This is a genomic window from Paenibacillus sp. FSL H7-0331 (assembly GCF_001956045.1).
Genome location: NZ_MRTH01000008.1, coordinates 75,339 through 98,399, shown reverse-complemented (window position 1 = coordinate 98,399; position 23,061 = coordinate 75,339). Strand labels below are relative to the sequence as shown.

General features: G+C 44.6%; 14 protein-coding genes and 1 riboswitch. Of the genes, 8 read left to right on the top strand and 6 right to left on the bottom strand.

Annotation, left to right across the window (positions count from 1 at the left end; all coding sequences use genetic code 11):
- The first annotated feature begins 81 nt into the window (after positions 1-81).
- The 3 genes from BK127_RS13860 (at position 82) to BK127_RS13850 (ending at position 2,199) form a co-directional block, all read left to right on the top strand.
- Positions 82-972, top strand: coding sequence for an AraC family transcriptional regulator (locus BK127_RS13860; protein WP_076230922.1), 891 nt, complete (start codon positions 82-84; stop codon positions 970-972).
- A 21-nt stretch (positions 973-993) separates the two neighbouring features.
- Positions 994-1,656, top strand: a complete 663-nt coding sequence (locus tag BK127_RS13855; RefSeq protein WP_076230919.1) for a pentapeptide repeat-containing protein — start codon at positions 994-996, stop codon at positions 1,654-1,656.
- Between the two features lie 99 nt (positions 1,657-1,755).
- Entirely contained in the window at positions 1,756-2,199 is a 444-nt protein-coding gene (locus tag BK127_RS13850; protein ID WP_076230916.1) for an NUDIX hydrolase, read from the top strand.
- A gap of 98 nt (positions 2,200-2,297) precedes the next feature.
- Here BK127_RS13850 and BK127_RS13845 read toward each other — a convergent pair whose 3' ends face one another.
- Complete coding sequence (locus tag BK127_RS13845; protein WP_076230913.1) at positions 2,298-3,797, bottom strand: IMP dehydrogenase; 1,500 nt, start codon at positions 3,795-3,797, stop codon at positions 2,298-2,300.
- Between the two features lie 246 nt (positions 3,798-4,043).
- Here BK127_RS13845 and BK127_RS13840 point away from each other — a divergent pair, with 246 nt between their 5' ends.
- The 4 genes from BK127_RS13840 (at position 4,044) to BK127_RS13825 (ending at position 10,296) form a co-directional block, all read left to right on the top strand.
- Positions 4,044-7,133 (top strand): hybrid sensor histidine kinase/response regulator, encoded by a 3,090-nt coding sequence (locus BK127_RS13840; RefSeq protein WP_076230911.1) that lies wholly within the window; start codon positions 4,044-4,046, stop codon positions 7,131-7,133.
- Between the two features lie 114 nt (positions 7,134-7,247).
- Positions 7,248-8,054, top strand: coding sequence for a DUF2935 domain-containing protein (locus BK127_RS13835; protein WP_256711297.1), 807 nt, complete (start codon positions 7,248-7,250; stop codon positions 8,052-8,054).
- A gap of 165 nt (positions 8,055-8,219) precedes the next feature.
- A complete protein-coding gene (locus BK127_RS13830) occupies positions 8,220-8,795 on the top strand; it encodes a TetR/AcrR family transcriptional regulator (protein WP_076230905.1) in 576 nt (191 codons plus the stop codon).
- A 73-nt stretch (positions 8,796-8,868) separates the two neighbouring features.
- On the top strand, positions 8,869-10,296 hold the full coding sequence (locus BK127_RS13825; protein WP_076230903.1) for a DHA2 family efflux MFS transporter permease subunit: 1,428 nt from the start codon (positions 8,869-8,871) through the stop codon (positions 10,294-10,296).
- Between the two features lie 94 nt (positions 10,297-10,390).
- Here the strand turns inward: BK127_RS13825 and tenA are convergent, their stop codons facing one another.
- Together tenA and BK127_RS13815 are read right to left on the bottom strand one after the other, a co-directional pair.
- Complete coding sequence (tenA, locus tag BK127_RS13820; protein ID WP_076230900.1) at positions 10,391-11,062, bottom strand: thiaminase II; 672 nt, start codon at positions 11,060-11,062, stop codon at positions 10,391-10,393.
- A 27-nt stretch (positions 11,063-11,089) separates the two neighbouring features.
- Positions 11,090-12,364, bottom strand: coding sequence for an acetylornithine deacetylase (locus tag BK127_RS13815; protein ID WP_076230897.1), 1,275 nt, complete (start codon positions 12,362-12,364; stop codon positions 11,090-11,092).
- 193 nt (positions 12,365-12,557) lie between these two features.
- Positions 12,558-12,641: riboswitch (cyclic di-GMP riboswitch) on the top strand.
- A gap of 55 nt (positions 12,642-12,696) precedes the next feature.
- On the opposite strand from BK127_RS13815, the gene BK127_RS13810 reads away from it, so the two are divergent.
- Positions 12,697-13,518, top strand: coding sequence for a transglutaminase domain-containing protein (locus tag BK127_RS13810; RefSeq protein WP_076230895.1), 822 nt, complete (start codon positions 12,697-12,699; stop codon positions 13,516-13,518).
- A gap of 10 nt (positions 13,519-13,528) precedes the next feature.
- Here the strand turns inward: BK127_RS13810 and srtB are convergent, their stop codons facing one another.
- The 3 genes from srtB to BK127_RS13795 all read right to left on the bottom strand — a co-directional run bounded on the left by srtB (position 13,529) and on the right by BK127_RS13795 (position 23,057).
- On the bottom strand, positions 13,529-14,356 hold the full coding sequence (gene srtB, locus BK127_RS13805) for a class B sortase (RefSeq protein WP_083689293.1): 828 nt from the start codon (positions 14,354-14,356) through the stop codon (positions 13,529-13,531).
- Positions 14,357-14,447: 91 nt separating this feature from the next.
- Complete coding sequence (locus BK127_RS13800; RefSeq protein WP_076230892.1) at positions 14,448-21,248, bottom strand: SdrD B-like domain-containing protein; 6,801 nt, start codon at positions 21,246-21,248, stop codon at positions 14,448-14,450.
- Positions 21,249-21,857: 609 nt separating this feature from the next.
- On the bottom strand, positions 21,858-23,057 hold the full coding sequence (locus BK127_RS13795) for a response regulator (protein WP_144026456.1): 1,200 nt from the start codon (positions 23,055-23,057) through the stop codon (positions 21,858-21,860).
- Positions 23,058-23,061: the final 4 nt, after the last annotated feature.

The following is a 23,061-nucleotide window of genomic DNA, read 5'->3' as shown; positions in this document are numbered from 1 at the left end:
AATATTGATATGATTGAAGGAATTCTTCTACTATTATGACGAATACTAACAGTATCCTGATATTCAATGGAGGTCGCCGAGATGAACCGCGATACGTTGAAAGAAAATCGTATTCACGGACACCCCATGTATCCCGTCAGTGTCTATAAGCTGCAATACGCGGCTGGAGAGCCGATTCTGGATTGCCACTGGCATGAGGAATTAGAGTTTCTCATCGTGACCTCCGGCCGAGCGCTCTTTCAGGTAGGTACCGAGATGATGGAGGTGAGCTCAGGGCAAGCTGTGTTCATTCCGAGTGGCGAGATTCATGCCGGATTTCCGCTAGAAGGGAGTCCTTGCAGCTTTGACGCTTTTGTGTTCCACAGCGATTTTGTAGCCAGTTCCACCTATGATTCCATTCAGGAGAAGTTCATCGCTCCCCTGCTTAATCGTCCATATACGCCACCGATTCAGTTAAAAGGCGAGCTGGATTGGGAAAATCACGTGCTGGCACTGCTGCAGGACATGATCCGTTCCAATGTGGAGGCAGAGCCCTTACGCGAGCTAACGACCAAAGCGCGGCTGTATCTTATTATTGCGGAGATGTTCTCACATGCTGCCGAGCGTGCTCAGGATACAGAAGCCTACATGAACCGCGAGAAAACGGAGCGCTTGAAAACCGTACTCCATTACATCCACGAGCATTACCAAGAGCCGATCCGACTTAAGGAACTTGCTGTTCAAGCCAATATGAGCGAAGGACACTTCTGCCGATTTTTTCGTGAAATGATGCGTACAAGCGCTATTGATTACGTCAATCGTTTCCGAACCCGGCAAGCAGCCATACAGCTGGAGCAGAGCGACCACCAAATAGCCGCTATCGCTCTCGATACAGGCTTCGATAATATCAGTTATTTTGTTCGTGTTTTTAAACAGCATATCGGTCATACCCCATCCCACTACCGCAAAAAGAGACAAGCCGAGCTGCGATAATATGATATTTAAGGAGATCCTATGAATAAACCTGTGAACAAGAAAAAAACACCTGCACCACTCGAGGCACCCAAGCTGCCGACCCACCTGCCGGAGCTTACGCTTGTTAATATGCAATCCTATGATAATATCGAGCTGGGAAGGGTCCAAGATAGCTTTATCGATAATTGTACCGCTCGCAAAATGTCTTTTGATAAAATGATTTTGAATAACGTCACTTTCACCGAGACTTCACTGACCGAACTTGAGCTTACTGATATTGTTTTTGAACGCTGCGATCTATCCAATGTCAATTTTCAGGATGCGACCATCCATAGAACGGAGTTTAGGAACTGTAAGCTCATCGGCCTGGATCTGACTGGCGCTACACTTCGAAATGTGCGATTCCATCAATGTCTCGGTGATTATGCAACGTTTCGTTTTGCCAATTTCAAGCAGGTGCTGTTCGATGACTGCTCCTTACGCAGTGCGGATTTTTACAATTCCACGTTACACAAGACGATGTTTCAGAGCTGCCTTATCGATCTGGCACAATATTCCGGCACCAAGCTCGACGGCATTGATCTTAGCAATTGTCAATTCAGCTCATTAGGCGTAGGCTTGGAGGATTTACCAGGCTGTATCATTTCTCGTGAGCAAGCAGCCGTATTTGCCAATCTGATGGGGCTGGTTGTAAAAGATTAAACAGACTAATACACAAACAAGAACATATGTTTGCAGTTTATTATTTTTTTGTGGTAATATATGTATCAAATCAATTGAATTCGTACAGGTGGTGCTTGGGTGAAAAGAGTCGATGTCGCTTCTGCTTTAATCTACAATGAACAAGGTCAGTTGCTGGTGGTTAACAATATGAAAGGGAACGCTACCTATTGGAGTCCTCCGGGTGGGGCGGTTGAACAAGGGGAAACCTTGGAGCAAGCGGTGATACGTGAGGTCAAAGAGGAAACCGGATATGACATTGCCATTGCAGGCTTAAGCTCCATCAGAGAAATATGGTTCACGGATGCAGGGCACCACGTTCTGATCGTTAGCTTCTTTGCCAAGATTACGGGTGGGGACATGCTTATTCAGGATCCTGATAATGACATTACTGAAGTGCGCTGGGTTGACCTCCAAACAGCCAAGCAGCTCATGCCAGAACTATTTGAAAATCTACAGATTGATACTGCTTATCCATCCCCGGCTTTTTATGCTTTCGAAGGAACACGCTTACGCGGAATATAAAGCACTTATGGTTTTCAAAAGCTGCATTTCTATTTTAATAAAATGAAAAGGACGTGCCCTGCCACAATCGCAGAAGACACGTCCCTGTATGGAATCCATTATTCTCCAGATAAGCCGCTTTCCTTCAGTATCACATCATGCGCTCCGCCTTCAACAAGGCTGGTTGCCGATACAACCGTAATTCTGGCTTCCCGCTGCAGCTCTGCAATCGACTTGGAGCCACAATTACACATGGTGGATTTGATTTTGCTGGTTGTTTTCTCCAGGTTTTCCTGCAGACTGCCCGCATACGGTACGTACGAGTCTACACCCTCTTCAAACATCAGGCCGCTCTTGCCGCCAGAATCATACCGTTCCCAGTTGCGTGCCCGATTGGAGCCTTCTCCCCAGAATTCCTTAACGAAATTGTTGTTCACTTTCAGCTTGCGGGTTGGACTTTCATCGAATCTCGCAAAATATCGGCCCATCATCACAAAATCCGCGCCCATCGCCAAAGCCAAAGTGATATGGTAATCGTGGACAATTCCGCCATCAGAACATATCGGGATATAAATACCGGTTTCTTCATAATACTGGTTCCGCGCTTCAGTAACCTCAATTAATGATGATGCCTGACCGCGCCCGATTCCTTTTTGTTCCCGTGTAATACAAATCGATCCGCCACCAATTCCGATCTTCACGAAGTCGGCGCCCGACTCGACCAGATAAAGAAAGCCTTCACGATCGACAACATTGCCGGCTCCGATTTTCACATCAAAGTTGGCTTTCACATATTGAATCGTATCCCGCTGCCATTCGCTGTATCCATCGGAGGAATCAATGACCAATACGTCAGCTCCAGCATCGACAAGCGCCGGAACTCTTTCCTTGTAATCCCTAGTGTTAATGCCCGCACCTACAATGTAGCTTTTATTGGAATCCAAAAGCTCATTCGGATGGTCTTTATGCGCCTCATAGTCTTTGCGGAAAACCAAATATTCCAGACGCTGGTCATCGCCAACAATCGGCAAACAGTTGATTTTATGCTCCCAGATCAGATCATTTGCTTCCGACAGCGTAATTCCCAGCCGGCCATAAATTAATGAAGAATACGGCGTCATGAATTGGCTGATCGGCTTGTCCAAAGAGTCGCGGCTAATCCGGTAGTCGCTGCCCTTCACAATACCCAAGAGCTTGCCCTTCGCAGTTCCGTCATCGGTAACAGCCAGAGTTGAATGGCCTGTTTTTTCTTTTAAATCGAGCACATCGGCAAGTGTATGCTCGGGAGTCAGGTTCGAACGGCTGACGACAAAGCCAGCCTTATAGCCTTTGACTTTACGCACCATTTCCGCTTCTTCTTCAATCGGCTGAGATCCAAAAATGAACGAAATACCGCCGCTCCGAGCCAACGCAACCGCCATATGATGATCCGATACTGCCTGCATGACTGCTGATGAAAACGGGATATTCAGCGAGATTGCCGGTTTCTCCCCCTTTTTGAATTTGACGAGCGGTGTTTGTAAGCTTACATTTGCAGGTGTACAATCCTTGGTCGACAAGTTCGGTATGAGTAGATACTCGGTAAACGTACGCGAAGGCTCCGTGTAGTACTTGGCCACTTTTTCTCACTCCTCTTAAAGTTTTGATCACATATTTTCAGATAAATTTTTACAATCTTATCATTCAACCTACGGTGAGTCAACCTATTTTTTCTATTGGATACAATTAGCATACAATCAGTCGGTAGCACTTCCAATATACTCCCTCCTGAATACAAATCTTTCAGAAATTTGGAGAACTAGGGGCTTTCGGTTGGCTACTGGCCAGGAAGGATTTATAAGACCCGTGTCGAAATATTTATTACTATGTCAAAAACAAAAATCCTCATCCTTATAGGTATCTTCCTGATTGTATTAACCGGGTTACGCTTAACTTGGTTTGTTTACCATATGACCCCCGAACATCCTCAAGTGACAGCAGGGGTGCTGGACTTACGAGATTGGGATCTGCCATCCGAGCACACTATTTCATTAAACGGTCAGTGGGAATTTTATCCGAATCTGCTTTTACATCCAAATTCAATTCAAGCGCAGCCTTCCTCTAAGGAAAGAGGCTTTATTCAAGTGCCATCCAGTTGGGATAACAATCCTCAGTTTGATCTGGATACTGCATTTAACTACGGGACTTATCGGCTGCGAATTTTGACTAATCACACAATGGATCAATCCTATGGCATTCGAATCCCCAAAATCCAAACAGCTTCTCAGCTGTTCGTGAACGGTCGACTGCTCGGAAGCGCTGGTCATCCTGCAGAAAACCCTGATGCGTATATGGCTGTTGACATCCCTTACTCCGTATTTTTCACACCGGATACGCCTGAGATCGAGGTTGTTATTCAAGTATCCAATGCCAGCCGCTTTGGTCCCGGAGGCATCGTTCAGCCTATTCGATTTGGATTCCAGCCTGCCATCAACCATGAAACCCTATTTACAATGAGCATGCAGCTTCTGCTGTGTGTCTTTCTATTACTGCACGCGGTATATGCCATCTTGTTGTATTTCATAGGCTCTCGTCAAAAGGCATTGATCTACTTTGCTCTATTAAACCTGTTTACGATCCTTAGTGTTGTTATTGATGACGACCGATTGCTGCTGATCTGGATGCCTATTCAACAGGATTGGTCTTTAAAAATTTTTTTTATAGCTTATATTGGTCTTACCGCATTTTTTGTGCAATTTATGAAGTATTTGTTTCCTGATTATACGAAAATGAAGGTTTTTGTCTGGTTTCCCTATTTTTGCAGTCTTTACAGCTTATTTATTGTTTGCGCTAATACCGAAGCTATCACTAAGACGTTGTTTTTGCTCGCAATTATTTTATTACTCTCTAATCTGATTGTTCCAGGAATTCTGCTTCGTGCAGTAATTAAGGGGGACAATGATGCCATCTTTTTACTGCTGGGGGCCGTAGGCATCACTGCCAATATCGTATGGGGAATTACCCGAAATGCCGGTTCGATCGAGATGACCTACTATCCCTTCGATCTGATTTTTAACTTCCTCGGGTTTGCGATTTACTGGTTCAAACGGTCTTTCCGGAATTCTATTGAAATTGTGAAGCTTGCGGACAAGCTCAAAAAAGTCGACAAGCTGAAGGATGATTTTCTGGCGAATACGTCTCATGAATTACGCAACCCGCTTCATGGCATCATTAATATCGCCCAAACGGTCCTTGACAGCGATGGAAAAGCTATGAATGACACGAATACGCGAAATATGAAGCTGCTGATCAATGTAGGTCGTCGTATGACCTTCCTGCTGAACGATCTGCTCGATTTGAATCGGCTTGAGGAGAACAAGATTCATCTGCAGCGAACCCGAATTGACCTGCATTCCGTGGCCTCGGGTGTTGTCGACATGCTGCAATTTATGACCGAGGGTAAGCCGATTCAGCTCATTCTGAATATCCAGGAACCGTTCCCGAGTGTCTATGCCGACGAGAATCGGCTTATCCAAATTTTATTTAATCTGGTTCACAATGCTATCAAATATACAAACGAAGGCTATGTCACCATTACCGCTCACGTCGAGGCTGGAATGGCCAGCATTCATATTGCCGATACAGGAACTGGTATGGATGAAGAAGTACGGCTGCGGATCTTTCAGCGATATGAGCAAGGTGATTCCAGCATCACAGCTGTAGGCGGTGGTCTCGGACTTGGACTCAATATTTGCAAGCAGCTGGTAGAATTACACGGAGGTAATATCCACGTCAGCACGACATCATCCCAAGGCTCCATATTCACCTTTACCCTGCCGCTGTTCGACCCAGTAGAGCATCTGGAAGCAATTCTAAGAGAGCACCCTGCCTCCACCTCCGTCTATGAAGCTTCAGAAGTTATTTCAGAAACAGCTGTCGCGAGCGAGATTTCGCAGCATTCTCCTGAACCGATAGCTGTGGGCACGGGTATAAGACAACGCATCCTGGCTGTGGACGATGATCCACTTAATCTCAAAATTCTTCAAAGTATGCTGGAAATCGAAAATTACGATATCGTCACGGTGACTAGCGGCAAGGAAGCGATAGCACGTGTTGTAAGTGAGCATTGGGATCTGGTCATCACCGACATTATGATGCCGCATATGTCTGGCTATGAATTGTCACGTCTCATTCGTGAGCGCTTCTCCTTATCAGAGCTGCCGATTCTGCTATTGACCGCACGCAGCCGTTCAGAGGATATTTATACAGGTTTCCATGCAGGGGCCAATGATTATGTAATCAAACCGATGGATGCACTGGAATTAAAATCCCGTGTGCGTGCCCTGACGGATTTAAAAAAATCGATTGGTGAACAGCTTCGAGTGGAAGCAGCATGGCTGCACGCCCAGATCAAGCCGCATTTTTTGTTCAACACGTTAAATTCGATTTCTGCTCTTGGTGATCTGGACATGGAAAGAATGAGGCTTCTCCTCGAGGTATTCGGGACCTATATGCGTTCCAGCTTCAGCCTGCAAAACCTGGAACGGGAGGTTACCCTGGATAACGAGATTGAACTTGTCCGTTCCTATTTATATATAGAAAAAGAAAGGTTCGATGAACGGCTGCAGGTTGTCTGGGAACTTCAGCAACACCTTCATGCCAAGCTGCCTCCGTTATCCATCCAGACGTTAGTAGAAAATGCGTTAAATCACGGCATTCTCAAACGTGCTAGTGGAGGAACAGTACAAATTCGGATTCATCCTGCCGCAGACCATATTGAAATATCGATCATAGATAATGGCGTCGGTATGGATGAGCAGAAGCTGCAGGGATTACTTGACGGCCGCCACGACAAAAAGAGCGGCATTGGTTTGTTCAACACCGATCAACGCTTGAAGCAGCTTTATGGTGCAGGACTTCAAATTCAAAGCGCAGTTGATCAAGGTACGACCGTCAGCTTCAAAATACCTAAATAAACGGCGGGCAAACAAATTTCTTCCTACATACTGACATTTCATTTCGTCCAAATAATGTATAATCATGAACGCCTCGCATATGGTATTACAAATATACCTAGGGAGGTTATTCGTGTGCCGGATGCTTTTGTCGTACGTTCTATTGATGAAATTCGATTTTGGTCCCGCATCATGAAAGAACATTCATTTTTCTTGAGACTGGGCTTTCGCTGCGAAGATACTCAACTTATTAATGAAGCGAATTACTTTTACAAACTGTTTGAAGGCATTGAACACAAATCGCATGCTTTTGGTTTGGATACGGATCCTTCCTCTATACGACAATTCAACACGGAAGTACATACAGCCGTTTCGCATATATGGGTGTTCAAAAGAAAAATATTAGGTCTGATATTGACCTGTCAGCTTCCTGGGCAAAACAACTTCCCCCTATTGGTCGATCATGTTAGTCGGGAAGCGAATTATTTTAGAAATCGTCTGGAAGAACTGAATCAAGGCAAGCTGGAGCCGCTGCAGGATGCGATTCTTGATGAAAATGTATTTTTCCTGAAAATCATGGCAGATCACGCCAAATTCATAGGACATCTTCTTGACCCTTCCGAACGTAAACTGGTAGATCAGGCCCGCGAGTTCAGCCAGGATTTTGATCAATTGCTGTTCCAGGCCCAGGATTTGAGCTCTATGCGGCCACAATCGCAAACGCAGCCTCTTTTAACCCAATTTCTGGATCAGAATCGAGTCTCCGTGAAATCATTACGCGATTTTAAACAAACGGCGAGAGATTTAATCTATGCTTGTAAAATTAAAAGTATCATCCACCCCTTATTGGCGGATCACGTTTTCCGGGAAGCGGAGCGGTTTTTGGAAATTATCGATATGTTTGAAGGGGTATTGACCGCCTCAGGCAAGAAAAGGGAATGACCTCAAGATTAGACTGTACGATAAGGGCATGTTCAACGGCGATCACTTTACGGTATTGTACCGGGAGTGGTCGCTTTGTTTTGTGAATGAACGTTGACAAATCCGGGATATACCCCTATCCTACTAATAGACCGGTTGTTATAATTTCAGGAAGGTGATTCAGCTGTGGCAGACAAAAAAAATTCCAGAGACATTCTGATTGAAGTCGCTTCTCGGCTTTTCCGAATACATGGCTACTATGGTGTAGGACTTAATGACATTATTGAGGAAAGTGGTATTCCTAAGGGTTCGCTGTATCATTATTTTCCCAAAGGCAAGGAAGAATTAGCTATAGCGGCGATTCATTATACGAAAGAGATCGTTATTGGAGAAATTCATGAAGTATTTACAAGCATTGAAGATCCTGTACAAGCGATTCAGACTCATATTTACCAATTGTCCGAGGGGATTTTTGATAAAACAAATGCATTTCCCGGTTTGTCCATCGGAACGATAGCAGGTGAAAAACATTCAACAAGTGAGCCTATACGAATAGCCTGTCATTCTGCTTTTGAGGAGTGGCAATCTATGTACACTAAGAAATTATTAGAAGCAGGCTATAGCGATAAGCAGTCCAAGGATTTAAGTATTGTCATCAACGCTTTAATAGAAGGCGGAATTGTTTATTCATTAACTGCCACAAACGGTGCCCCTCTCCGGGCCATTGCTGAACAAATCCCGTTATTATTATCTATAAAATAATTTCATACCGCATACGGCTTCAGAAAATACTATCAACACAGGTCAATCAAAGCTTTTATTGGAGGAATATCGCATGTCAACACTTGCATCACAGCAGCAGCAAGTCATTAGAACAACCCCTATTTTAATTTCCTTTTTAATTGCAGGGTTCATAGGATTATTTAGTGAGACAGCTTTAAATATGGCACTTGGTGATTTAATCAACGTATTTCAGGTTAGCTCTTCCACGGTACAATGGCTGACAACAGGTTATCTGCTGACCTTGGGGATTCTGGTTCCCGTCTCTGGCCTCTTGCTTCAATGGTTCAGCACTCGTCAATTATTTACAGCGTCATTGGTCTTCTCCATTATCGGAACGCTCGTCGCGGCAGTAGCACCAGGCTTTGGCATGCTCATGCTAGCCCGTGTTATTCAAGCCATCGGCACCGGTTTATTGTTACCTCTTATGTTCAATACGATCTTATTGATTTTTCCGATTCATAAAAGAGGAGCGACCATGGGGCTGATGGGATTAGTCATCATGTTTGCACCCGCTATTGGTCCATCGGTTTCCGGTTTAATTATTGAGAATCTGAATTGGCATTGGATCTTCTGGGTATCGTTACCGTTTCTTGTCATAGCGTTATTATCTGGCATCACCTACATGCAAAATGTATCGACCATCACCAATCCCAAAATCGATGTTCTTTCGATTATTTTATCTACTATTGGTTTTGGCGGCATTGTGTACGGCTTTAGCAGTGCAGGTGAAAGTAGTTGGGGCAGCAGTATCGTGATTTCTACTATCGTTGTAGGCCTCGCCGCACTACTCCTGTTTTCGTTGAGACAGCTTAAAATGAGCAAGCCGATGATAGATTTGCGCGTTTTTAAATATCCCATGTTTACTTTGGGTTTATTAGCTGTATTTATTACTTTTATGATCATCTTATCTTCCATGATTCTGCTACCCTTATACTTGCAAACGGGGCTGGCATTAGCGGCATTCTCAGCTGGGCTTGTGCTGTTACCAGGAGGCGTATTGAATGGTTTGATGTCGCCATTAACAGGTCGTATTTTTGACAAATATGGACCTCGGGGACTGGTTGTTCCTGGTTTTGCTATCATGATTGTCATGTTATGGATTCTTTCAACCGTCAATACTGAAACTTCTATACTAACAGTGATCTTGCTGCACTCCTTTCTTTTTATCGGTGTGTCCATGGTGATGATGCCTGCTCAGACCAATGGCCTGAATCAATTACCCAAAGAGCTGTATCCCGATGGGACAGCTACAATGAATACACTACAGCAGGTGTCGGGAGCTATCGGTACGGCTGTTGCCATTACCATTATGTCAGCGTCCCAAAGCAGTTATATGAAACATGTAACAAATCCAGCTGATCCAGCAGCAATTAGCGCCGCATTAACCGCAGGCGTTCAAGATTCCTTCATTTTCGGTCTCATTCTTGCCATCATGGGTCTTCTCGTGTCACTCTTTATTAAATCTTCTCGTGTAAAATAAGAACGTCAAACAAGCCAGAGAGCATGTATGTTCATCCTCTTCCGGCTTGTTTTTCTATATGGTGGTCAAGCAAATTACAGTTCATTACTTCATTTTAACGAATTGGCCATGTTTCCTGATGATAAGCCATATCCCAGAACAGCGTTTCATAGCGGGTCGTATTCAAGAAAATCATTTCCAGCCGATCCAGCTCCGCTTGCGGCTTACCCTCTGTCAATTGATCGAACAGATCCAGGCACCAGCGAGCCAAATCGCCAAATTCCTCTGAGCTGTACATCCGCACCCACTCTCCATACCATTCATGCTCGGACGCTCCTGGTATTTGATTCAGCTCCACCCCGATCTCCCAATAACTCCACATACATGGAAGCAGCGCCGCAACCAGATCAGCCAATGACCCATTGTTCGCAGCGTGCAGCATATAGTGTGTGTAAGCCAGCGTGATGGGAGAGGGTTCGGCTTGCTCCAGCTCGTCTAGCGAAATCCCAAAACGAGCCGCGTAGTCGCGATGCAGGGACATCTCCTCATTCATCGTGGAGTTCAGCAGCGCGGCAAACTTGCCCATCGTCCCGATATCATTCGCTTTTACAGCGCCCAGAGCAAACAGCTTCGCATAATCAATTAAATACAAATAGTCCTGAACCATATAGAAGCGAAACTTCTCGATGGGGAGCGTTCCCTGCCCAAGCTCCTGTACAAAAGGATGAGTATGATTTTGGCGCCAGACATGCTGGAGCTTTTCATATAAGTAGGTTGAAAATGTCATCGACAGCTTCCTCTTTTCTTTAAAGGGTTATTTCTTTGTATGTCCCCATTCGTATATAAATTGAAGCATCACTTTGGTGAAATCTACTACCTGCTGGATCGATACCTGCTCGTTGACGGCATGGGCATTGCCCAAATCGCCTGGTCCATAAATAGCTGCGGGAATGCCAGCATCCCCAAACCAGCCCCCATCGGTGACAGTCGGTGATACATCAACAATAGGCTGGCTGTTCAAAATACGCTCGTGAGCCCCCATTAACGCACGAACAGCGGCATGCTGCGGGTCCACCTCCAATGAAGGGAAGATTTCGCCGCGATCTTCAATCATCGACGATCCGCCCCATGTAAACTCAGGGGGATTGTCTCTAAGCCATACATCTCCAGCAGCCACCAGTCTGATATGCTCCTCGATTTCTTGGGCCACTTGTTCATGGGTCTCATTCGGATAAAAATGTACGGTGATCCATAATCGGCATTCATCGGCAATGAACGCGGCATGTCGACCGCCTTCAATGACGGCAGGATTGATCGTACTTGCTCCTGGTGGACAATCCGGATAACTTTTGATTACGGACCAGTGACGCTCCAAATCCTGCAGCCCTTGAATCAACTTCACCATTTTCTCAATAGCGCTTGCGCCGAACAGCTTGCCTCCGGCATGGATCATGCTCCTTCTCGTCGCATCGTGAAAGGTTTGCTTGCTCTTCACCGTGATCCAGCCTGTAATGACGCCGCCCTGCCCTTGAATATGCAAATCACTCGTATCGACAACAACGGCAAAATCCGCGCTGTACCCGCGTTTGCAGCATTCCAGCGTTCCCGCTTCGCCTACTTCTTCTCCAATCACGGATTGGAACGTAAGGTCACCGGGCAGCCGAATACCTGCTTCATGTAGCAGCTGAGTAGCAAACAACGCCCCGGCAAGCCCCGCCTTCATATCCGCGGCACCTCGGCCAATGATCGCACCGTCCCTGACAATCGGTGTGAAGGGTGTCGTTTCCCAAGCTTCGTCTGGACTCACCTCAGCCACGTCCATATGACCATTAATAATCAAGCTTTTATACGTATCTGATGCACTGCCTTTTAACACACCAACGACATTCGGATCTCCAGGGTATACGTCCCATTTGTCAATAACAAAGCCCTTATCCTGCAAAAATGCAGCGACAAACTGCTGTGCCTCCTCCGTATTGCGAGCGGGTGGCGCCGGTGTTTGAAACCGGATCAAACGCTCGACCAGATCGATGAGCTCCACCTGTCGCTGATCTACTTGTTGAAGCAATGCTTTCAGATTTATCTTCACTCTTATAGCTCCCTTCCGTTACATAAAAAGACGCTTCTCCTGAAGAAGAAGCACTGCTCATAATGATCAAATAGTAGCATACCTGCACGGGTTTACTCAATCGAGTCTTTCGATTCATACCGTGTAACCTTCATGGCTAATACAGGTTGAACTTCATAGTACCCTGTGGTATGATAGGCTCAAATCTAATAACTTTTGAAAAAGGCAAACCTGTCGAAAGGCAGGGACGCAAAGCCACGAGTCTAAAGCATTTTGCTATGATCGTCGGGTCGCCAAGAGGCAACAGTACATTGTACCCTCTTTTGGCTTAATGACAAGGGAGGTTTTTTGCTATGTATTCCAAATTAAAGATTTTCGTTACCTTACTCACCGTTATGCTTTTTCTTCTCTCTTCGTTGGTACAAGCAGAGACTGCAAGCGCCAGCGCGCCACTGCAAGCTAGTAATTTAACAGAGCTGGAATTAACAATTCAAGCTGAGCTTGCTAAAAAATCAGATTCCATTACAATCACCTACACAGCTAAAGATACAGAAGATTCGAAAAGTTACGTTCAAGCAATTAAAAATACTATAGACCTTGCACAACGGAATCTTGATGAAGAACTTTACTGGAACATGAAGGACCTGTCTATGAATATGAAGGGAAGCATCGGTAATATTACGATTACTCTAACGCCGCAATATCTTACGTCAGTAGAACAAGACCAATACGTAGACAATGAGGTTGACCGTATTCTGAAGGAAATTCTGACACCAAACATGAACAATCTTGAAAAAGAAGCTGCCATTCACGACTATGTCGTCTCCAATACCTCTTATGAAAATTTAGACGACATTGGACATACAGCTTACTCAGCAGTCTTTAACAAAAAGGCCGTGTGCCAAGGCTATGCGATCCTAACGAATAAGCTTCTCAATAAAGCAGGAATCACAAGTCGGCTCGTGGTTGGTTACATAAATGATGATCCTGCGCAAACGCACATGTGGAATGCAGTGAGCATAGATAACAACTGGTATATGCTTGATACCGTCTTTGACGACCCTACACCTGATCATCCAGGTGTTCAATCTACTAAATATTTTAATGTAACAAATGAAGAACTTCTGAAAATGGGTCATACTTGGGTGGAAAGCGATTATCCGATTGCAAAATAAAATAGGATTGTTAAGAAAAAGGGGCCCTCGGCCCCTTTTTTACTGCATGTATGACTAAACGAGTATCATCTGTCTCATTACTGCATGTTACCAGTGTAAGAATTTGATCATCCTTTTGCAGAGTCACAGCCGCCTGATACATAGATTTTTTTCGATATTGGTCTAAAGCAAGAAGAAACGCATCGTCGTTTTCATATGAAATATCGACAGTATCTTTACTGGCGTCAATGGTATAAACGGAAAATATTTCCCAATCGCTCATTTTTCCTTGTATTCCCCAATTAATATTGCGGTGTTCCGCAAAAAAATCTTTGTTTTTATAATTACCAAGGCTTCCGAACATGGAGCCATCTATCATATTATGTCCATAAATGACAAGATTACGTTGTTCTTGATTCGTGTCCAGACGGTAATCCATAAACACACTGCCATAAATGGACTTTTTACCTGATGCGTCTCTGTTTAAGTAATAATCATTGTCTTTATGCTGTAGGACCGGATAATCGACACTAGTGCCGTCAACATGGAGCCATCCAATGATTTCTTTATTAATAGCCAATAAACTTTGGAATCTCTCATTTTCCGTTGGGCCTTTGGCTACAGCGCTTGCTTCTTTGGTTAGTTCAGTGGACTCATTTGCCTGTTCTGTATTGGGTTGTGCTTTTGTATGGTATAGACTTAACATCTGATTTTTTAACTGAAGTGAATTGTTTCTTTCGGTATGTTGTATATAAGCATCCATACTTATAAACACAACTCCAGCACATACCAATATGGAAGCTGCCCAATAAAAAAATCTATAACTTCTAGCGGCAGGTTGGGGAAGTTGCTTTGTCATAAGATTCTCCTCTCTCCTATGAACTCGAAATAGCTTGTTTATACGATTGAAGTGAAACAGAGGCACATGATGTGCCCCTGCTTGTAGGATTTTATTTTCTACGTTGCTGCCAACGTGTAGCTCCAAATACCCCAAGTCCAGCAAGTACCAAAGCTAGTCCTGTCAGATAAAAGCTGCTATAAGCCTCTTGGCCTGTTTTTGGTACTAGGGAAACTACAGGTTCAGTAACCTTTTTATTGCTATTTGGAAGTACATTGACCGTAACATCATGGAAATTAATATCTCCATTCTCATCCTTGATACCGATGGTAAAGGTATCTTTGCCGTTAAAGCCTTCCTTCGGTTTATATACCCATTTTCCATCATCCGTTAATTCAACAATTCCATTTTGAGGCTCAACTTCAAGCGTATACGTCTTCGGAACCGTTATATTTCCCGTGTCCACTATCGACGGCACTGCTCCTGCTACGGGGGTATCCTGATCCGTAGTTACAGGTTGTGCTGGAGTTGGCACTGGAACTGTTACTGGAGTCGGTTCTGGTGTTGGCACTGGAATCGTTCCTGGAGTCGGTTCTGGTGTTGGCACTGGAATCGTTCCTGGAGTCGGTTCTGGTGTTGGCACTGGAATCGTTCCTGGAGTCGGTTCTGGTGTTGGTACTGGAGTTGTCCCTGGAGTCGGTTCTGGTGTTGTTGGCTCTGGTGATGAACCGCCACCGCCACCGCCTCCTCCTCCGCCACCTGAGTAAAGAATATAAACCCCGGCATCTATCGTTCTGTTATCGTCTCCAGAAAGCAATATAATAGGATCCGTAAAACCTAAATTATTGACATCTGAATCGATAGTTTTGTCCGTCCCCATGTTCTTAGGTGTATATATATAACCGTTACCGGCCACGAAACCTACTACATAAGAACCTGGCTCCAGATTGTCAAACAGATAATTGCCGTTAGCATCCGTGACGGTTGTTGCCATAATTACGGCTGGCGCATCGGAACGATACAAGTTAACTGTAACATTCGCAACACCTTCATCGTTCACATCCTGTATACCGTTCACATTGAAATCTCTAAACACTTTGTCGCCGAGTTTAGCTAGCTTGTAGAAACCAGCGTCCACTGTTAAATCATTAATACTTGTGCTTAATGTAAGAGTATGACTGAAGCCTGTTGTAACGTCTCTATCCGAATCTTTGCTATCATCCGTTCCTGCATTTGCCGGACTTTCCTTGTACCCATCTGGTTTAAGGAATTTCACCTTATAGTTACCTACGAGAATAAGGTCTGTAAACAGATAGCGTCCACCTGCATCTGTAGTTCGGGTACCCAGCAGCACATTCGTATCTGCATCATACAACTCAACGGTTACTCCCTGAATGCCTGGCTCTCCTGCATCCTGTATGCCGTTTGCGTTCAAATCATGCCAGACAATGTCTCCGATAGAACCCTTGGTAGAATTATAAATTCCAGCATCCACGGTTCTGTTATCGTCTCCAGAAAGCAATACAACAGGATCCGTAAAACCTAAGTTATTGACATCCGAATCCATGGTACGATCTGTCCCTTCATTCTTTAAAGTAAAGCTATAGCCGTTAACAGCCGTAAACCCTACTACATAGGAACCTGGCTCCAGATCGTCAAACAGATAGTTGCCATTAGCATCCGTGACAGTTGTCTTGACAGGTACCGCCAGCGCATCAGAAAGATACAGGCTAACCGTTACATTCGCAACGCCTTCTTCTTTTACATCCTGAATACCATTTTCATTAACATCTTTAAATACTTTGTCGCCGAGTTTAGCTAGCTTGTAGAAACCAGCATCAACCGTTAAATCATTAATACTTGTAGTTAATGTAAGAGTATGGCTGAAGCCGGTTGTAACGTCTCTATCCGAATCCTTGCTGTCATCCGTTCCTACATTTGCCGGACTTTCCTTGTACCCGCTTGGTTTAAGGAACTTCACTTTATAGTTACCTGTAAGCAGAAGGTCATTGAAGTAATAATGTCCTAAGGCATCTGTAGTTCTAGTACCCAGCAGCGCATTCGTATCCGCATTATAGAGCTCCACCGTTACTCCCGGTATGCCGGGCTCTCCTGGATCCTGTATGCCATTTGCATTCAAGTCATGCCAGACCAAGTCTCCAATAGAACCACCGCCGCCTGCATTAGGAACGTAAATCCCGGCATCCACCGTTCTATTATCATCTCCGGAACGCAATACAATGGGATCTGTAAAACCTAAACTATTAACGTCGGAATCAATTGTATTGTCGATCCCTACGTGCTTATACGTAAAGCTGTGACCGCTAACAGGCACAAACCCTACCACATAGGAATCTGGCTCCAAATTATCAAACAGATAGTTGCCATTGGTATCCGTAACGGTTGTTGCGACAATTACTGTTGGGGCGTCGGAACGATACAGATTAACTGTAACATTAGCTACGCCAGCTTCACTAGCATCTTGTATGCCGTTAACATTCACATCTTTAAACACTTTGTCGCCGAGCTTGGCCAGCTTATAAAAACCAGCATCGACAGTTAAATCATTAATAGTTGTACTTAATGTAAGAGTATGGCTGAAACCCGTTATAATATCTCTATCCGAATCCTTGCTGTCATCCGCCCCTACATTTGCCGGGCTTTCCTTGTAACCACTTGGTTTAAGGAATTTCACCTTGTAGTTACTTGTAAGCAGAAGATTAGTGAAGAGATAGTTCCCGCCAGCATCTGTGGTTTTGGTATCCAGCAGTGCATTTGTATCGGCATTATACAGCTCAACGGTTACACCCGGAATGCCTGGCTCTCCTGGATCCTGTATGCCGTTCGCATTCAAATCATGCCAGACCAAGTCCCCAATGGAACCATTGGTAGGAATATACATCCCGGCATCTACCGTCATATTAGCTTCCCCTGACGATAGAGGGACACTGGCTGTTTTTCCAGTAGTCGGGTCTGCATCCGAATCTAATGCTGCAGAACCGCCTTGATTTTTGGAAGTGATAGCATACCCTGTTGGTTTGATGAATTCAACGAAATAGCTGTCTGGATCCAGATTCGTAAACTGGTACAAACCTGTTAGATCCGTAAACGTTGTAGCCACTGCGGTATTAGGTGCGGAAGTCTTATACAGCTTAACCGTTACACCCGAAATTCCCACTTCGCCAGTGTCTTGAATGCCATTTTTGTTGGCATCGAGAAAGACTCTATCCCCAAGGCTGGCTGGCTTGAATACACCCGCATCGAAGGTATAGTTGCGTCCGCCTTCGAGCAGCGTAATACCATTGACAACAGCTTCTGCATCAGTCCGAGCTGTATAGGTCGCGTCGCTATCCAATGCATCATTGGATCCCCGATTCGAAGGAGAGAAATAATTGTAAGCCGCTGGACGAGTAAACTTGACTACATAATCTCCTGGAAGCAAATCAGAGAATTTGTAAATCCCGCTTGCGTCAGTCGTAGTAGTTGCTATAGGAGTTGTAAGGTCAGCTGCCTTATGGAGCTTAACCGATACACCATGTATACCTGGTTCTCCTGCATCCTGAACACCGTTGGCATTCAGGTCATGCCAGACCAGATCACCGATTTCACCGAGATAAAATCCTGCATCCACGGTCATGTCGTTTTGGCCAGAGCTTAATACCACGATATGGCTTAAACCATTCGTATCATCGCGGTCAGAATCGATTTTATCATCATTCCCCTGATCCTGAAGCGTCGATTTATACCCAATAGGCTTAATGAACTTCACGCGATAGCTTCCTGGATCCAGGTCAGTGAATATGTATTTACCGCCTCCGCTAGTCGTCGTGCTTTTCAAAGGAGTTGTAATATCAGCATCATCATACAGTTCTACCGTTCCCCCATCAAGACTAGGTTCACCTGCATCCTGAATACCATTGGCGTTCTTATCCACCCACACAAAATCTCCAATTGAGCCTTTGGTATAGATACCCGCATCCAGAGTCATATCGGTTTCTTCATAACCAAGATTTTTGCTTACTTGGTATGTTAATGTTGATGGATTTAAAGTAAAATCGCTATCTTTGGCACGATCTGAGCCCTGATTATGAGGTGATAAGTAATAGCCAGTCGGCATTACGAATTCTACCGTATAATCATCAGCTTGAAGATTAGGAAACTCATAATAACCTGGCTCATTCGACCCATGTCGATCTCCGGTTCTTGTGTAGCCTATACGATTAGTGAGATCGTTGGTTTTGTATAAATTCACAAGAATCCCATTGATTCCTTTCTCGCCTGCTTCCTGAATGCCATTCGCATTCGAATCCATCCAGATAAAGTCACCTATATTGCCGGTACCTGCAGGATCGGTGTCTTTAATCAGAAAACCTACCTTGATAGGCTCTGAGGGTAAGAAAGACTGCGGTCCGCCCTCATCGGGATAAGTTGCTCCATAACCAAATGAGTTCCAGGCGATCTCGTTTCTCGGTGCATTTACTGGTGCACGCATATCCCATTCCAAGGTGACTGATTCTCCTTGGTTAAGGGTAATAGTGCCGAAGTCGAATTCCAACGCGGTGACGGTCGTAATGTCATCAGGAGGCGTTAGACTCCAACCTGTGTGAGTCGGATTCAACGGATTGGATATATCACTGACATTCGGACTTACATCTGTCGAATAATATACCTTAATTCGTGGATCCAGTGGTGCTCCGCCTGGTCCCGTAACGCTATTTACCAGATAAGGCCTCCAGTCAGATAAACGAGCATTTGTATCAACTACACCTGTGTCTGTAATACGAGGCAGCTTGTCTACAATAACGATATTGGAAATAGGACCATTGGAAGTAACATTACTTACGACCAATTGATACATCGCTTTACCACCAGGCAGCGTCTCTCCGTTAGCCGGGTACTTTGTGAAGGCATTATCGACTTCTCCTTTTACCCATTTGATGGATTCCAGAGAGCCTGTGAATTTCACATAAGCGTTAACCGAGGCCTTTACGAATTGTGTCGTAGCCGGATTATTATCTCGGTCTTCCGGTACATCGCTCACTACTGTACCTTTATAGGTATTTGTAGCTGTAGTCGTTGCGTACATCGTATTGCCAAAATTCCCATTAGGTGTAGCATGCTTGACAGTACCGCTAATGGTAACATCGATATACTCGTTTGGCTTCAGAACGGCACTAAGAAACTCCCAACTATAGACCGAATACGTTACTGAACCTACGGTCTTATTATAGCTGTTAAAAACAGGGGCTCCAATAGGTGTGCTAGAGTTATTTGTTATACCCACCACTGTGAAATTTTCCAACTCATTCGGAAAGAATTCCACTATTTCCGGGTGCGTCATATCCCCCGTAGCAAACTCATGATTCTGCACCCGCAGCTTATAGGTGAGCGTATCGTTCTCTTTCACCGATGCACTGCCTACAACCGATTTATTCGCAACAACCCAAGGTATAGGTTGTACAACCTTAATAGTTACTAAGCTGCTGCTGTTAAAAGGTGTAGCTCCATAATTAGCCGTAAGCACAGCCGTGTTGTTAATTAGTTGATTATCAACAACCGGTAGTGAGTTATGATCCGTACTAAGCAGGGTCCCCTGCAGCTGGATATCGGAGGCAACACGGAAACTGCTTGGCACTGTGCCATAATCCAACTTCACTTTGGAAACATATTCCCCAGCCACGAGTCCTAAAGAAGCTACATTTAAGGTCTGGCTGCTGCCACTGCTGAGATTAACGCCTCCAGTCCAACTCAGCCAGGTATTAACTCCAGTTTTCTGGTAATACACATTTACGGTAACACCCGTATTATTACTATAGGAGCCTGTAGAAATCTGAGTCAGATTAATTTCTTTCGGTATAGCATCCTCAACTACAAAGTTATCCAAGGGTACATTACCTTTGTTTCCAAAGCCATTAATCTTATACTTGACAGTCTGTCCAATGGAATACTCATCGCTCGCTTGACGTGCTTCCTTTTTAATGTCATAAATTCCTGGGTCAGGAGCTGCTAGCAGATGTGTAGCATTAGCCGTATTCGTCCTAAGAGCAGCTCCAGTCAGACTGGTACCGACCGCATAGACGGAATTCGTAACTGAATCGCCTACATGAAAGGTTGGACTTGGATAACTCAGTACAACTTCATAGGTTTTTTCCTGCCCGACATTTAAAGCTGATGAAGGCCAAGAAACCTTTCCATACACGGCATCATACACACCGCCCCCAGTGGCGGATACAAAAGTAGACCCTACTGGGAGAGTATCCATAACTCCAACGTTTTGGATATTGGTGCCGCCTGGAGCACTATTCCCCTTCAGCTTGATCTGATAGGTCACATTGCTGTTCAAAGCTGGATCAACCGCAGGGAGGATTTTTGCTTTGGATATCGACCAATCGGGAGCATTAACATTTGCGGTGACCACCGGTGCTGATGCCGTAATTACAGGGCTGTTATCAGCTTTGGCTGTCACACTATTTAGTGCAGTGGCGCCATTCAGGGTTACCCCTTCCTTGAACTTGGCTTTAACCTTTATGATGCCGGTTTTACCTGCTGCTAAAGGACTAACCATGTTAAACTTCACTGTACCAGGGACCGAAGTATCGACCGCACTGACATCAGTCGAGGTGTCGACTCCCACATAATCCAGAGTACTTGGCAAGACGTCGGTGATAATCATATTCTGAGCTGCTTCAGTCGTGCTTGGGTTCGCGTATTTAATCGTATACGTGATGGTTTCCCCTGGAAATGCTGACGTCTTGTCTACCGTTTTTTCTAAAGATAAAGAAACATCCGCCCATACAGCAAAGTTGTAATAAGGCAATATGGCCAGCGACAACGCCATAAATAAGAAAAGCACTCTTTTGGGAAACTCCAAAAGGGATCGGCTTCTTTTTGATAATTGTTTCAAATTCCCCATACATCGCTCCCCCAAATCGGTTAACATGAGCTGGCAATGTATTGTATTGAGTAATATTCCAACTACATGTTCCTCAAACATCTTTCAATTTCTAATTTCCATTCTTGCCACGGGTTTAAGATATACCGTACTTCCGAATTGCAGATTAATTTCAAGACGAGTAACCCTACAATCAGGTGTATGTATCCTCTATGTATGTCCTATGACTGTTGATCAAGCCCGTTAGGAGGCAGCTTGAATGATCCTAGAGTCCCCGTACCTATTTCCACCTCCTGCAATAAAAGATTTTCAGAATAAGCAATTAACCACACATAACCAATAATCGATTATGTACAAAAGATGAATCCATTTACTTATATCAATAAGAACTGAAAAACTTCTGAACAAATATATGAATTTTGATAAATCATTCAGCAATTCGCCAAAATACTTGTCCCAAGTCCACCAAATTTATAACGTGATTGCGTGTACGACAAAAAAAGACAGCATCAAGCATCGAACTTTGTCCGAACACTACTGTCTTTTGTATTATTATTCGTATGAGCTGACCCTTACCTCTACTGCATATGCAGCCAACACTGTGAACGGTTATTGTCAGGTTTTTTCAAGCTACAATAATTTTCGTTTGCTGACTATCCATAGAGGTACATGTGTCCTCGTGTCACTGATCTGCTGCTTCCAGCACTCAAACCAATGGGTAATTTCCCCCTTAGGCTCGAGGTTCAGCTCCTGTTCCAGCATCTTCAACAGCAGTTGATACTGCTCTTCTACAGACGCGCGCTGGCCCATAAGATCATACAATTTCATTAATGCAAAGAAACTGTCCTCCGACAAAGGCTGCTCCTGTTGGATTCGATGATATACCCCCGCAGCCTCGTTCCACATTCCGTTCTGCGAGTAGCACTCTGCAACCTGTTGAGCATGGTGCAGCCAGCGCATTGCCATTCGTTGACGATCTCCCTCTGCCCATAAATAATCATGTTTGCCCAAATATTCGCCTCTGTACATGTCTAACACCCGTTGATGCGCAGCTAAATTATTCACGTTCACATGCTCCAGTGTACGCAGGTTGTGCTCCCATTCATCCGACTCCAACCGCACCCGCCCGGCATCCAGCATATAGCCTTCCTCCGCACTCAAGCTTTGAATGGGGATATCAATCGCATTGCGCTTGAGGTTCTGACGAATTTGATAAATGGTCGTATATAGCAAAGTGATCGCTTTTTTGGGGTCTATGTCTGGCCATAATAAATCAAGCAGCTCACTTTTACGTACTAATTGTCCTCGATGATGAAGCAAGTAGGCGAATAGCTCCTGCCCCTTGGTGGTTCTCCATTTGATGAGTTCCTCAGCTTGATTTTCTTTATATTCGATTTGAAGCGATGGGAAGCAGCGAATCGATACAGGCTCTCCAAGGAGTGGGGTTTTAGGAGGGTTAACATTCGGCTGCTTTAACCGCTGAAGTGTCTTTATTAAACGTTTTCGCTGCAGCGGTTTGAGCACATAATCAAGAGCTTGAAGTTCAAACGCCTGGATCGCGTACTCATCGAATGCAGTGACAAAAACGATCTCAGCTGATGGGCAAATCTCTTGCAGCAGCTCAGCTGCCTGCAGCCCTGATAATTCCGGCATCTGGATATCCATGAAAATAACGTCCGGCATTAAATTCCTGGCCATCTCTATAGCTTGCAGCGGATTCATACTTGTACCTACAATTTGGATGTCGGTGAGCTCTTTTAACATTTTTTCCAGCTGCATGAGTGCAAGTCGTTCGTCATCAACCAATAGAGCCTTCAACGTATTGGTCACCCTC